Source organism: Arcticibacter sp. (assembly GCF_053551015.1).
Genome location: NZ_JBMQOB010000023.1, coordinates 1 through 14,137, shown reverse-complemented (window position 1 = coordinate 14,137; position 14,137 = coordinate 1). Strand labels below are relative to the sequence as shown.

Here is a 14,137-nt window from a genome sequence, read left to right as displayed (position 1 = left end):
AAGATGAAGCAGATAGAAGACTATATAGATCGGTATCCGGGCAAAACATTCCTTTTTCTAATCATCCTGTCGATACCGGCTTTTGTATTCAACCTGGGGCTGCTTCCTCTCTTTGCTGATGAACCAACCCGGTCGAGCGTCGCGTTGGAGATGATACTCAGCAAGAACTACTCGGTCCCTACGATTGCAGGCGAATACTACTACAACAAACCCCCGTTGTACAACTGGATCCTGGTAGTATTATACTTGTTCACCGGCAGTTATTCTGAGTTTATAACCCGCCTGCCTGCCGTTGTGCCGATGTTGCTCTTTGCAGGAACCATCTATATTTCGGTGAGGTATTTTATCGCTGATAAACGGGTAGCACTGATGAGCGCATTCTTCTTCCTGGTCAACGGACGTATGTTGTTGTACGATTCCATGCTGGGGCATATCGATATATTCTACTCATGGCTCACGTTCATATCATTCATGAGCATTTTCTACTTCTATCAGCGTAAACAATGGTTCCTGCTCTTCTTTGTTTCCTATGTGATTACTTCGCTGACATTCTTAAGCAAAGGGCTGCCCTCCGTCGTATTTCAGGGTTTTACGCTCATTGCATTCCTGCTCGTTACCCGGAACTTCAAAAAGCTTTTCAGCTGGCAGCATATCCTCTCAGGACTGATATGTCTGGCCATTATCGGCCTGTATTTTTATAACTATTCCTTGTACAATCCGGATTTGGAAGGCTACTTTGCGACCATCTGGGACCAAAGCAGTCAGCGTACCGCTGTAAGGACCGGATTCTGGAGCAGTATCAGGCATTTGGTGACGTTTCCTTTCGAACATGTTATGCACATGTTGCCAACAAGTCTGCTGATCATCTTCTGTTTTCACAAAAAGTTCCTAAAGGAGCTTAAAGCAAATCAATTTCTGTTCTTCTGCGCAGTCACTTTCCTTGCCAACATCTGGGTGTACTGGCTTTCTCCCGAAACAAGACCGCGTTACTTATTGATGCTCTATCCCTTGTTGTTTATCATCTGGAGCCATGCCTATTACACCTACAGGGAATATTTTCCCAAACTGAACAGGATATTAAACATCATCCTGCTGGTTTTGGGCATATTGGTATCGCTGGCCATGTTAGCTCCCTTGTTTGTGGGTCTTGAACCGTTCGTCGACTACCTCGTGCCGAAGGTGCTGCTTGTTTTTTCAGGCGCAGTATTCTTTACCTGGCTGATCTACAAATTTCAGAGACATAAACTCGTAGCGTTCCTGGGTCTTCTCATCGTTGTGAGAATGGCCTTTAGCTTCTTTGTATTACCTCATCGGTATGCGAATAATGAGAACGCCTATTTCAGAGCGGTATCGATCGAAATGGCCGGAATAAGCAAGGGTGAAGATATTTACTTCTACCACTTTAACCCGCCTGTGGAGCATCTTCCTTTCTATCACCGCATCATCTTCTACATCGAAAGAGAGCGGGGAGAGATTATGCATACCACAAAGGATGACACGAAGCCGGGCTATTATCTTACCTTTGACCGCGATTTGAGCAATCCCAATGGGGTATTGGTGAAATCCTACAACAACAATCTCAAACTATTTAAAGTGAAATGAAAGACCTTTCCGTAGTCATTACAGTCCTCAACGAGAGAGAAAATATACAGCCTCTGCTGGAGGCGATACGCAAAGCATTAGGGACCCTTAATTACGAAGTGGTATTGGTAGATGACGGATCATCTGACGGAACACAGAAGGAGATCCGCAAATATGCCGATGAGCGCATTACGCTTGTCGAACTAAGAAGAAATTACGGTCAGAGTACCGCCATGACCGCCGGTATTGAACACTCAACAGGCCGGTACATCGCACTACTCGACGGAGATCTGCAGAACGATCCAAGCGACATCCCCATGATGCTCGAAAAGCTCATCGATGAAGACTGGGACGTAGTTGCAGGTAACCGGAAGAAGAGACAGGATGGTATGTTCTTAAGGAAAGTGCCGTCCAAGATTGCCAACACCATCATCAGACGGATGACCGGCGTCTACATTAAAGATTACGGATGTACGCTAAAGGTATTTAAACGCGAGATCGCAGAAGACCTGGGTATCTATGGAGAGCTTCATCGTTTCATTCCGGTGTTAGCCAAACTTCAGGGAGCCAACATCACGCAAGTCGATGTAAAACATCATGCACGTATCCACGGGCAGTCCAAATACGGACTTAATCGCACGTTTAAAGTCATGGCAGATCTGATCACCATGGTTTTCTTCCGCAAGTACATTCAGAAGCCTATGCACCTTTTTGGAACTATCGGCTTCGTGTCTTTTGGTCTCGGTGCGCTGATCAACTTTTATCTGCTCATTCTGAAACTTCTCGGGAATGATATAGGAGGGAAGCCTCTGCTGATCCTCGGCTTGATTCTCCTTCTCGGAGGAATTCAGCTGATCACGATCGGTATTATCGCCGAAATCAGTATCAGAAACTATTTTGAAGGAACGAACAGGAAAACCTATCAGGTAAGAAGAATATTTAATGGACAAGAAGAAACTCTGGAATAAAGTTAAAATTCCTTTAAAAGTAGCTGTGACGGCGTTACTGATCTACTACGTCTTTCAGAAGATAGATTTCAATCAGGTTAAGCAGCTGTTTCTAACGAGCAACATGTGGTTTATCCTGTTGGCGTTATGCTCCTATTTTCTTTCCCAGGTGGTATCCTCCTGGCGTCTGCTCAGTTTCTTGAAGGCCATCGGTCTCGAGTTTAGCTTCTGGTACAACTTCCGTCTGTACCTGCTCGGGATGTTTTACAACGTATTTCTCCCCGGTGGAATAGGGGGCGACGGCTATAAGGTTTATCTCTTGCGCAAGAAGTATAAGCTCCCAACGAAGCGTCTGCTGCTTGCTTTCTTCTTTGATCGCCTGAGCGGCCTTTGGGCTGTAGGGTTTATCTCGGTGACACTCTTTATCTTCATACCGAAGATCGAAATACCGGCAACCTGGCCAATTACAGCTTTGCTGGCTGGTACGCTCATCTATTTTCTGGTATTGCGCCGCTTCTTCAACAACTTTTCGAAGCACTTCGTTAGGAACCATATCAAGGCAGGTATGGTTCAGTCGCTGCAGGTCCTGAGCGTCATTTGCATACTGCTCTCACAGAATTTCGATGGGAAATTCGCACCCTACCTGTTTAGCTTCCTGATGTCGTCCATCGTTGCCCTGATCAATATTGGAGTAGGCGGACTGGGAGTCCGCGACGTATTCATGGCCCATGCCTCAGATGTATTCGACATAGACCAGAGTTTAGCTGTGTTCATCACCTTTACCTTCTGGATGATCAATGTATTGGCATCCCTGCCGGGCCTTTGGTTCGTATACCGGTCCAGCGAGTTTGAGCCGCTTCCTTCAGAAGAGGAGATGGCGCATCTAAAAGAAGAGGAGTCTGAAAAGAACCTCTAGACTTTTTCCGCGTAAAACTCCCGGAACCACTCATGGAATGCCGACAGGCCTTGTTCCAAAGAAGTTGAAGGGTCGTAGCTTAAATATTCCTGAGCTTTGGAGATCTCTGCAAATGTCTGAGACACGTCTCCGGGCTGTTCTCCGTAGCGTTCTATGATGGCTTTCTTCCCGCAGACATCCTCTATTGCTTCAATCAGACTGGCTAGCGAAACAGTACGATGATTTCCCAGATTGATAACCTCGTAACTGGATCTCGTATAGTCCAGTGCCGCTACAATACCCCGTACGGTATCTTCCACGAACGTATAATCCCGGCTGGTAGTACCATCTCCAAAAACAGGAATAGGATCTCCATTGCTTATCGCCTTGAAAAACTTATGAATGGCCAGGTCAGGACGCTGTCCCGGACCATATACCGTGAAGAAACGCAGCGCGACGAAGCGGATGCCATACAAATGACTGTAAACATGCCCCAGCATTTCGCCGGCTACCTTGGAGGAGGCATAGGGACTGATAGGTAGTAAGGGATCTTCCTCTATCCATGGCACGTTCTCGTTAACTCCATAGACACTACTGCTCGATGCGAAGAGGAACTGCTTGATTTCATTCTCACGGGCGTAGTCAAGTAGCACCTGAGTGCCATTAATATTTACGTCCAGATACAGCTTTGGATTCTGAATGCTGGGTCTGACGCCTGCCTTTGCTGCCAAATGCACAATGGTGTCTACGTCTGCCGCTTTATTCAGATCATCCAGATTGCGGATGTCGCCACGAATTAAGGTAAAATTTGGGTGCTGAAGAAAGTCTTTGATGTTCCATTCTTTCTGTGCAACCGGGTAGAAATCGTCGAAGTTATCGATACAGGTGATCTTGTACTTGCCAGTTAATAATAATGTGTTAATCAGGTTGCTACCAATAAAACCAGCACCGCCGGTTACCAGAATATGTCTCATATTAATTATAAAGCAAAGCTACGTTTTTTAGACGTCCCGAACTAATGTAAACTATAATCCGTGTCCAGGCGTTTTAAATATAGCGGATCTTTTTACCTAATTTCGTATCGTTAAAGAATATTATTAATAATGAAGATTTTAATAACAGGTGTAAGTAGTGGTGTAGGTTTTGAAGCCGTTCTTGACATGATACAAAACGGCGACCATGAGATCATTGCACTAGCACGCTCAGAAGACAAGCTTAAACGCTTGTATGAAATAGCACTGGGCCTGAATCCGAACTGCAAGCTCTATCCGGCCAAATTTGATATCGTGCATGACGACTACACATCACTCGTGAATTTCGTTAAGCAAAAGGTAGGGACAATAGACGTCCTGATCAATAATGCAGGACAGCTTATTCAAAAGCCTTTTGCAGAAATCACCCAGATTGACTTTGCCGCCATGTTGCAGAGCAACCTGATGGGCCACATCAAGATGATCCAGAATATGCTCCCTTTGTTGAATGACAGTGCGCATGTGGTTAACATAGGCAGCATGGCTGGTTTTACCGGCAGTGTAAAGTTTCCCGGTATGTCGGCCTATACAGCCAGCAAAGCAGCATTGCACGCCCTCACCGAATGCCTGGCTGTAGAATATACAGAGCGCAATATTCACTTCAATTGTCTGGCACTTGGATCAGCACAAACGGAGATGCTAGAAGAGGCGTTCCCCGGATATCAGTCGCCCGTAATGGCTTTTGAGATGGGTAAATACATTGCTGATTTTGCGCTGACTGCTCACAAATTTTTCAACGGAAAAGTGATTCCCGTTGCTGTAACAACCCCTTAACATACTAATTGCTCGTTATGAAATACGGCTGTTTCTTTTTGTTGTGTATCATCTTCCTGGGTGGCTGTACAAGCGATCAGAAACAGCTTTATGCTGAAGGCCAGGATTCCACCAGGACCGATTCAGCATCAGCGAATAAGCAGCTCGATTCACTTCCCTGGAACACCACGTATAACGAAACTACTCAAAAACTTCAGCTGGATCATAGCGGTGAAAGCATGAAAGGGGTGGGATACGAAGAGATCATCCGGATGCTCAACAAGAAATATCCCGGCATCCAAATGGAATACCGGGGAATGCAGGGCGACACCATCATTACCCGTATTCAGGACGCTACACAGCTCACTCAAAACATCGGAACCTCCGGTGCAGAATCCTACCTGGCAGAAGCAACCTTTTCACTTACCGAGATCCCCACGATTAAAGCGGTCAAGATAGAATTTGAAGAGGGAGACCACGCCATGCCGGGCACCTTTACAAGGACGACATTCAAAGACTTTAACTAATAATATCGGTCCATGCCGTGAAATTGCTTTTCTGATGAAACCATCGGAAATAACTTTCGTCTATATAGGAAACACACCGATATGAAATATCTACTTACTTTTATCATGCCACTGATGCTGTTGGTAACAGCATGCGAGCAAACCGAATATGTAGTCCCAAACCGGACAGTGATAGTAGACGTACGCGCACGTGACTGGGATCCGCGGGAAAATGGAAGAACCTATGAGACTCTGATCGACTTGCCTGAGTACGACAGCTATCTCAATGATCAGGGTGCTATCCTGGTCTACGCCGCCTTCGAAGGCCGCAACTACGAGCAGGTTCCACAGGTATACCAGGGAGTATCCTACAGCTATGTCGCCAATGCAGGAAGCATCCTGGTGCAGATTCAAAGTGCCGACGGACTGAAAGCAGTTACGCCACCCGCGAATATGCGATTAAAGATCGTGATGATCGATTCAGCAGTTTACTAAAATAGAATGTCCTATGAACCAAAAAGGGGCTACCGTTTAATCGGTAGCCCCTTTTTAGTATTTTTTGAAAGATGATTATTTCTCCATCTGATCAATAACCGCATGGCTGATACCTGTGTTGGAGAAACCTCCATCATGGAACAGGTTCTGCATCGTTACCATTTTCGTCAGGTCAGAGAATAATGTCACCGTGTAATCAGCACACTGGTCTGCAGATGCATTTCCAAGAGGCGACTGCTTTTCAGCAAACAGAATAAACCCTTCAAATCCCTTCACTCCTGAACCAGCAGTTGTGCGGGTAGGCGACTGAGATATCGTGTTTACTCTCACATGCTTCTTAACAGCATACTGGTAACCGAAGTTACGCGCAATACTCTCCAGCATAGCCTTTGCATCAGCCATATCATTGTAGTCAGGGAATACACGCTGAGCAGCAATGTATGACAGGGCTACTACAGATCCCCACTCGTTGATCGCGTCAAGCTTCATAGCAGTTTGAAGTACACGATGGAAGCTGATTGCTGAAATGTCCATGCTCTTGTGCATGAAATCATAGTTCGTGTCTGTATAGTGATTCCCCTTACGCAGGTTCATACTCATACCTACCGAATGCAGAACGAAGTCAACACCCCCACCAAAATGTTCCATAGACTTGGTGAACAGGTTCTCGATGTCTTCCTGGCTGGTTACATCAGCAGGAATCACAGGAGCATTACACAGTTCGGCCAGTTTATTGATCTCTCCCATACGCATCGCGATAGGAGCGTTTGTAAGCACAATTTCGGCGCCTTCTTCAACGCAGCGTAGGGCTGTTTTCCAAGCTATAGATTTTTCATCAAGAGCTCCGAAAATTATACCCTTTTTGCCTTTTAGTAAATTATAAGCCATTATTAACCAATTTGGCGACTAAAATAAGGATTCTAATCAGTTAAAAAGAAATGAATTGCTATGAATTTATAAATCAGTTTTTTACGATTTAGCCGACTCCAGTAATTCTCTGGCGTGCTGCAGTGCAAACTCGCCCGGATTCTCGCCGCTCAGCATCTTCGCGATCTCCGTGATGCGTTCATCCCGGCTCAGCAAAGTAATATCCGTGTGGGTGATGTCCTCTTTTTCGTCTTTAAACACGAAGTAGTGTGCGTCTCCTTTGCTGGCAATCTGCGGCAGGTGCGTAATCGCAATGACCTGCATGCCTTCAGCCAGACGCTCCATTATCGAACCGACCTTTAACGCTACTTCCCCCGAAATTCCAGTGTCTATCTCATCAAAGATGATAGTAGGAAGGGCGATATGATGCGACATAAGCGATTTAATGCTGAGCATAAGCCTCGACAGCTCGCCTCCCGAAGCAACCTTGTTCATCGGAGCCGGCTCCTGTCCCTTGTTAGCTGAGAACAAGAACTGGATCCTGTTCCTGCCCGTTGCTCCCAGAGAAGCCTCGTCCAGCAACTCATTTTCAATTTTCAGCACCGCATTCGGCATACCCACCTCCGTCAGCATTTCCCTGATGCGCTTCTCTATCGAAGGAATTATCTCATTACGACTGGCAGAAAGCGTATCTGACAGGATGATCAGCTCATCTCGCAATGCAGCACTTTCTTTCTTTAATTTTTCAATCTCCTCGTCCAATGTAGAGACCGAATCCAATTTCTCGGCCAGACTTTCACGAATCTGAATCAGCTCCAGGGTAGACGCTACCCGATGCTTCTTTTGAAGGTTATAGAGAACACTTAAGCGTTCGTTCACCACATCAGCGCGCAGTTCATCGACTGATGTGCCGCTTTCAAGAACCTCAACTTCTGCCGCGATATCCCTGACCTCTATGAGCGCGCTGTTGAGCCGCTCTGTCAGGTCATGCACCTCCGGGAGGTATCTCTCCGTATGCTGCAGCTGAGCCAGTGCCTCTTTCAGCAGTATAACCGCCGATTGCTCGTCTTCAGTCAGTGCTGCCCCCACCATCAGCAAGCTTTTCTTAATTTCCTCTGCATGAGTCAAAGCATTAAGCTCCTGCTCCAGGTTATCCTGCTCCTGCTCGTCATTCAGCGAAGCCTCATCGAGCTCATTATATTGGAACTGATAATAGTCGGCATCTGCCTTCGCCTGGTGAGATTGGTCCTCCAGTGCCTTCAGCTTCTGATTCACCGATCGATACTGGCGGTAATTCTCCTGATAGCTCTTCAGCAGAAGGTCGTTCGCCGCTATGGAGTCAACTACCAGCAGCTGGAACTTCTCATTATTAATCTCCAGCGTCGCATGCTGCGAGTGGATATCAATCAGCAGCTCTCCAAGTTCACGCAGCACCGTCAGGTTAACTGGCGTATCGTTAATGAAGGCCCTCGATTTTCCGTCAGCTGATATCTCCCTGCGCAAAACCGTCGACGATTCATAATCCAGATCCTTATCTTCGAAGAACGAGCCGATCTGATAGGATCCTATCTCAAAATGTCCTTCAATAACACATTTTTTTTGCTGATTAAAGAAGTATTTTCCTTCTATACGCTGGCCCAGGATAAGCGACAACGCACCCAGAATGATTGATTTCCCAGCACCGGTCTCTCCCGTGATAATGTTTAGTTTCCCTGAAAATGCAATATCGAGGTTTTCAATAAGTGCATAATTGCGTATGATTAAGCGACTTAGCATATGGTCTGTGAGCTGATCTTTTGTTTTAAAGGTACATCAAATATACAACAGCACTATTGATTACTCTTTAACAAATCATACTTACGGATGTTCGCCGGATCTACAGCGCTGAGAATAGAATGTGCACGCAGGCGATCCTGTTCCGTCAATGGCTTCAGGATGTTTACCATCTCACTTGCTTTAACCGTAAACAGGATCTGAGTCAGGATATCGCCTTGGCGCGCCCTGTCTGTTCGCTGAAGGTCAGGGAGGATAGAGAGCAATGTCTTTCGTCCACGTTCTGGTCTGGCTGCCAGAACATCCAGGCAACTGCGGTGATAGTTATAGATGAAGGTACGGAGGCTTTCATACTGCTGACTGTTCAGATTCTCTGCCAGCCAATACCGGTTTGTCTGACCTTCTATCGCTTTCCAACCGATAAAACCTACGTTCTGCGCATTGTTAACAATCTGTTGAGCGCGTCTGAAATAGGCTTCCCCCGAATGTCTGGAGAAGCTGTCGGCATCTACACCAATGATGATATAAGCGTAATAGGCCAGGAGCGAGCTGATATTGGAGATAAACTGCTGTTCCGAAAAGTCGAGCGCTTGTCCCTCTATGTACGTAAAGTTGAAGTTTTTATCACTGATCTGAAGTATGGGGGAGTTGTAGGTGGTGCCAAATACCGGTCTGCTCGACTGGATCTGTGCCTCTGCTTTAAAACTCGAAGATCCATCCCATTCGCTGATGTTGATCAGAAAGTTACAGTCAATTCGCTCCTCGGTGCCAGAAGTGCGATCCGCCCATTTACGACCATTCAGAAAGTCGCGTATAGCCGCTTCAAGCTGTATGAGCGCACGTTTGTTGGTGTTCTGTACCTGAGGAGATATAACCTGCACCTGAGCATTCAGATCCTGTGCTCTTAAAGCCGGGGCAAGAAGCAGGAACAGAATCAATGCCGCGAACTTCATGAAAGGTGTTCTGCAAGTTTGCGGACGATATCTTTAGCAACTTCCTCTTTCGACTTCAGAGGAAAGGTTTCTTTTTGAAGAGAGCGATCAATGATGGTAATCTTGTTCGTGTCGCCCTGGAATCCCGCGCCTTCATCCTTCAACGAATTCAGGACAATGAAATCAAGGTTCTTCTTTTTGAGCTTAGCCAGAGCATGCTCTTCTTCGTTGTTTGTCTCCAGAGCAAAGCCAACTAAAATCTGGTCGTCGCGCTTAATCTCGCCCAGCGAGGATAAAATATCCCGCGTCTTCACCAGTTCGATAGCAAACTCAGAAGGATTCTTTTTTATCTTTTCAGAAGCAACCAGTTTAGGCCTGTAGTCGGCTACCGCTGCATTCATGATCATGATGTCAGCATCCGCGAATTCCTGATGAACCGCATGGTACATCTCTTCAGCCGAACTGACGTCAATGCGTCTGATAGAAGGGGTGTGTAAGATCTGTGCCGAGGGGCCGCTCACCAGCGTGACCGATGCACCATTCCGGGCCAGTTCCTCTGCCAGAGCAAAGCCCATCTTTCCGGAAGAGTGGTTGCCAATAAAGCGTACCGGATCTATTGATTCGTATGTAGGACCTGCTGTAATCAAAACCTTCTTTCCTTTGAGAGGAAGCTTTAAGCTGAACTGATTTTGTAGAAAAGCGACTATCTCCTCCGGTTCAGCCATTCTGCCTTCACCGACCAGACCGCTCGCCAGTTCTCCATAGGAAGGCTTGATCTGCTTGTTCCCGTAAGATTCAAGCAAGGAAACGTTACGTTGCACAGCCGGATGAATCCACATATCCAGATCCATTGCCGGAGCAAAGAAGACCGGACATTTGGCCGAAAGGTACACTGCCGCTAAAAGATTATCACAGATGCCGTTGGCTACCTTCGCAAGTGTGTTGGCTGTTATCGGTGCGATCAGCATAAAATCGGCCCAGAGTGCCAGCTCAACATGGTTATTCCATTCGCCCGACTCAGGCTTATAATAGGTGCTAAAGACCGGGTTCTTAGAGAGGGTGGAGAACGTAAGAGGGGTCACAAAATGCGTCGCATCTTGTGTCATGATTACTTTGACGTCTGCACCAGCTTTCACCAGTAAACGGGTTAAAATAGCAGATTTGTAACTGGCTATACTGCCGCAAACGCCTAGTAATATCTTTTTTCCTTCAAGCATATCACATCAAGTAAACAACCTGGATGACAAATATGGCTATCCAGACTTCCTAGAACAATTAACCCTGTTGTTCTTTAGAAGGGTTACGATAATAAACCTTATCGTGTAAAAACTCATCAATCGCAATCAGCGTAGGTTTTGGCATACGCTCATAGTGCTTAGAAATTTCAATCTGCTCACGGTTCTCGAAAACCTCTTCCAGATTGTCATTTGAAGAAGCAAACTCAGAAAGCTTTCCTTGTAACTCTTCTTTTATGTTGTTTGAAATCTGATTGGCTCTTTTTGCAATAACAACTAAAGACTCATATACATTATCTGTAGTTGTGTCCAACTGACGCAGATCCCTTGTTATTGTGCTTGAAGCAACTGTACTTTTTGTATTACTCATCTTTAACTTATTTATTTTCCTCAGCGGATTTTTCTTCTTTCTTTTCTTCTTCTTTAGCCTTGTCTGTAGCGCCTTGCTGAGACAATGCTATCAATTTTTGTACCTGAACGATGCCTTGCTCAGCACGTTTTTTATAATCCTGAATGTTCTTCAGAAATTTGCTTTCCGGAAAGCTTTCAGCAAATGTATTTGCCATCTCGATCACTTGTCCAAAACGCTCTTCCTGTCTGATCTCCAGACTGTTTTCAGCGTATAAGTATTGTGCCTGAACGCTCAGTGCTTCCATTTCCTCTGCATACTTCGTATCCGGGAAATCTTTCAGCGCATTATCGAATGCGAATACGGCTGCTTTGTAATCACCGATATCCAAATACAAACGCGCATTTGCCATCGCTTTCTTCTCGAGCTTATCTCTCAGGTCGGCAATCAGAGTACTCGCCTCAACAACACGGTCGCTCTTTGGATAGAGGTTGATGAAAAGCTGCAAGGACTCAATAGCGCGAAATGTGTTCTCCTGGTCCAGAGTGAAGTTCGGAGAATCCAGATAAAAGCAGTAGGCCGACATGAACCGGCACTCTTCCGCTCTTGCGCTGTTCGGATAGGTGTCAGCAAATACTTTGAACTGGTAGCGTGCAGTGGTATAATCCCGCAGTCTGTAGTTCGTATAAGCAAAGTAATAAGCCAGGTCTTCAGCCTCACCACGTCCTTTATATTTCTGGTTAAGCCCGTCAAAAAGGAGCAGGGCTTTACTGTAATCTTTTTTATTGTATAAACGAATGGCTTCCTGATACTTCTTGCCCGTGTCGTTGCTCGCAACCAACTTTTCGAATTTGCTTTTACAGCCAGCTGCAACAGCGACAAGTAACAATAAGCACCACGTTAATAAACGCTTGTTTTTAAACATCCTGCAAAGATACATTAAATCAAAATAATAGTCAATTCAATTAATTGGTCCGAAGTTAGGTTATTTTATGGCTGACTACATCATTTTAACAAAACTTAACACACATAGTGGGGCTTGCTTCTTCGCAGGCAGCGAGGGCGGGGTACAGCATTAACAATAAGACCGTAATTGAGTAATAAGGCATCATAGTCAGCAAGGTTGAGCTAAATGGATAGACAGGATTGGTCTCATAAAATAGTAACCTACTAAGGCAAGCCTGCAAAGAGCCGGCATGATCGTTAGTCGTAGAAGCAGAGCTAAGTTGCAATAGACCTTCGTTAACTGTATTCTATCTGCAGAGTAGAGCAATATCGGCATATATTATCAGCAGCAGCATAGATCATCATCAGCAAAGAAAGAAGACGAATCCTTTCGTTCTACCAAATTTTTGTGGAAAGTGAGGAACACCTTTTGTGCGAGAAAATGAAATTCTTAACTTTAAGAAGTAATACGCTACGATGATCAGCCTCGTAAAACGATGTGATTGGTGTAGAAAGCATTTGCGCACATCCTTTCGGATGGCGCGTCCTCATATCAGAAAGGGGAATAGAAAAATGAGTATTTTACTTGCCCGCTTAGATCTTTGTAGTGATCAGACTTCGCATCCCGGGTACGTTTTTAAGGAAATGTGCCACGTGGAGCAAGTAGTTAGCAGCTAAACGGGTATAGTGTAATGTGGATCACCTAGCCGCCCGGGGAAAGCAGTACGTTCAATTAGTCCGTCAATTCTTCTATAACCGTTATTTTAGGGAGCTGTTGCAAGTGGATGTGTAAGGGTTACCGTATCATCATCTTTATACTAGCGATACAGCAATGTCGGATCAGCTTCGGATCAGCTTCGGACCACCCTCGGACCAGCTTTGGAAGAATGCGAGCTTTGTACGGATTTGTCGGGTAGGTGATTCGATGTTTGCACGCGGCCGGTATAACGCTGGTTATAGTATGGTATAATGCATTTCTAATAGAATCCCGGGATAATTGGCGCGATTTTAATCTTAAGGGTTGATCTTGCTTTAAATAGGATAGTGTATGCGATCTTCTGATTGGAATAGTCTATTGTATTTCCTGTTCGTAAATATATACAATTCCCTCTGTTTGGAGTGAGAAACAAGGCGCTGAAATTTTAATGCTTTAGCTGGAAACGGTCGCCGTGTAAATGATTTTCATCCTACGCTTTGTTCTAATATGATTTGCTACTTGTTTAATGAGTGGATCTTTTATGTGGCTTTTAGTTTTTGCCCTTCAAGGTCTTGTACACTTATATATATAGTAAGGGGCGGTAGGGGATAAGAGAAAAGGTGTTACCTCGATAGTATGTGTCAGTAGCGGGAGTACGGACTGTGGAATGTTCTCCTTGGAATCGAAGGCGCGCTTGAGATTAGTTTACGAATACGCTGGCATTATATAATATCATCTCCTACTATATGAATCTGAATAGATGGGTGCAACAGTGCATCCCATTGTCGTATCGTGAATCTGCTACTGGTTGGCATATATAAGATTGCTAGAACTGTTAGATCAAATCGCACACCGATATAGGTGAGGAATATAATGCCCCATTGGGCTTCCTGACTTCAGTATCCCGGCTCTTAATTAGTGCTATACGTGGTACTATATATATATAGGAATATAATAGCCTCGTTGATGCTTCCTGAGTTTTCGGTATCGGTATAACACTCCCCATTTTCGAGACCAAAAGTCTGGTAAGTTAAGTTAATATTTCGGTGTTAATGTTCCTGTATTAAGCGGCCTTTTGAGCTGTTGATTCATTGTAGCGATTGTTGGGTGATTGTTTGGTCGTATGGTGTG

The 14,137-nt window shown here is 45.3% G+C and carries 13 protein-coding genes; 6 read left to right on the top strand and 7 right to left on the bottom strand.

From position 1 onward, the window contains the following. Positions 1–3: 3 nt before the first annotated feature. The 3 genes from ACO1NU_RS17105 to ACO1NU_RS17095 are packed head-to-tail and all read left to right on the top strand — an operon-like array spanning position 4 to position 3,444. Positions 4–1,602 carry an ArnT family glycosyltransferase gene (locus tag ACO1NU_RS17105; protein WP_448819720.1) on the top strand — a complete coding sequence of 533 codons (1,599 nt, stop codon included), beginning with the start codon at positions 4–6 and terminating at the stop codon, positions 1,600–1,602. Then, on the top strand, positions 1,599–2,549 hold the full coding sequence (locus ACO1NU_RS17100; protein WP_448819719.1) for a glycosyltransferase family 2 protein: 951 nt from the start codon (positions 1,599–1,601) through the stop codon (positions 2,547–2,549). Before ACO1NU_RS17105 ends, ACO1NU_RS17100 begins: the two co-directional genes overlap by 4 nt. After that, positions 2,524–3,444 (top strand): lysylphosphatidylglycerol synthase transmembrane domain-containing protein, encoded by a 921-nt coding sequence (locus ACO1NU_RS17095; RefSeq protein ID WP_448819718.1) that lies wholly within the window; start codon positions 2,524–2,526, stop codon positions 3,442–3,444. The genes ACO1NU_RS17100 and ACO1NU_RS17095 overlap by 26 nt, the downstream gene beginning before the upstream one ends. Here ACO1NU_RS17095 and ACO1NU_RS17090 read toward each other — a convergent pair. Next, complete coding sequence (locus ACO1NU_RS17090) at positions 3,441–4,397, bottom strand: NAD-dependent epimerase/dehydratase family protein (RefSeq protein WP_448819717.1); 957 nt, start codon at positions 4,395–4,397, stop codon at positions 3,441–3,443. The two genes, ACO1NU_RS17095 and ACO1NU_RS17090, sit on opposite strands and share 4 nt — an antisense overlap. A 129-nt stretch (positions 4,398–4,526) precedes the next feature. Here ACO1NU_RS17090 and ACO1NU_RS17085 point away from each other — a divergent pair, with 129 nt between their 5' ends. The 3 genes from ACO1NU_RS17085 to ACO1NU_RS17075 all read left to right on the top strand — a co-directional run bounded on the left by ACO1NU_RS17085 (position 4,527) and on the right by ACO1NU_RS17075 (position 6,208). Then, the gene (locus tag ACO1NU_RS17085) at positions 4,527–5,228 is read left to right on the top strand and encodes an SDR family oxidoreductase (protein WP_448819716.1); all 702 of its coding nucleotides are present in this window, start codon (positions 4,527–4,529) and stop codon (positions 5,226–5,228) included. 17 nt (positions 5,229–5,245) lie between these two features. Continuing rightward, on the top strand, positions 5,246–5,734 hold the full coding sequence (locus tag ACO1NU_RS17080; RefSeq protein ID WP_448819715.1) for a hypothetical protein: 489 nt from the start codon (positions 5,246–5,248) through the stop codon (positions 5,732–5,734). Positions 5,735–5,815: 81 nt separating this feature from the next. Continuing rightward, positions 5,816–6,208 (top strand): hypothetical protein, encoded by a 393-nt coding sequence (locus tag ACO1NU_RS17075; protein ID WP_448819714.1) that lies wholly within the window; start codon positions 5,816–5,818, stop codon positions 6,206–6,208. Positions 6,209–6,283: 75 nt separating this feature from the next. Here the strand turns inward: ACO1NU_RS17075 and ACO1NU_RS17070 are convergent, their stop codons facing one another. The 6 genes from ACO1NU_RS17070 to ACO1NU_RS17045 all read right to left on the bottom strand — a co-directional run bounded on the left by ACO1NU_RS17070 (position 6,284) and on the right by ACO1NU_RS17045 (position 12,289). Continuing rightward, positions 6,284–7,096 carry an enoyl-ACP reductase FabI gene (locus ACO1NU_RS17070; protein WP_448819713.1) on the bottom strand — a complete coding sequence of 271 codons (813 nt, stop codon included), beginning with the start codon at positions 7,094–7,096 and terminating at the stop codon, positions 6,284–6,286. An 81-nt stretch (positions 7,097–7,177) separates the two neighbouring features. Next, positions 7,178–8,851, bottom strand: a complete 1,674-nt coding sequence (gene recN / locus ACO1NU_RS17065) for a DNA repair protein RecN (RefSeq protein WP_448819712.1) — start codon at positions 8,849–8,851, stop codon at positions 7,178–7,180. Between the two features lie 53 nt (positions 8,852–8,904). After that, positions 8,905–9,801, bottom strand: coding sequence for a type IX secretion system protein PorD (porD, locus tag ACO1NU_RS17060; RefSeq protein WP_448819711.1), 897 nt, complete (start codon positions 9,799–9,801; stop codon positions 8,905–8,907). Continuing rightward, positions 9,798–10,997: a bifunctional phosphopantothenoylcysteine decarboxylase/phosphopantothenate--cysteine ligase CoaBC gene (coaBC, locus tag ACO1NU_RS17055; protein WP_448819710.1), complete on the bottom strand. Its 1,200-nt coding sequence runs from the start codon at positions 10,995–10,997 to the stop codon at positions 9,798–9,800. The genes porD and coaBC overlap by 4 nt, the downstream gene beginning before the upstream one ends. Positions 10,998–11,055: 58 nt before the next feature. Continuing rightward, positions 11,056–11,385 (bottom strand): DNA-directed RNA polymerase subunit omega, encoded by a 330-nt coding sequence (locus tag ACO1NU_RS17050; RefSeq protein WP_448819709.1) that lies wholly within the window; start codon positions 11,383–11,385, stop codon positions 11,056–11,058. A gap of 7 nt (positions 11,386–11,392) precedes the next feature. Beyond that, positions 11,393–12,289 carry an outer membrane protein assembly factor BamD gene (locus ACO1NU_RS17045; protein WP_448819708.1) on the bottom strand — a complete coding sequence of 299 codons (897 nt, stop codon included), beginning with the start codon at positions 12,287–12,289 and terminating at the stop codon, positions 11,393–11,395. Between the last annotated feature and the right edge of the window lie 1,848 nt (positions 12,290–14,137).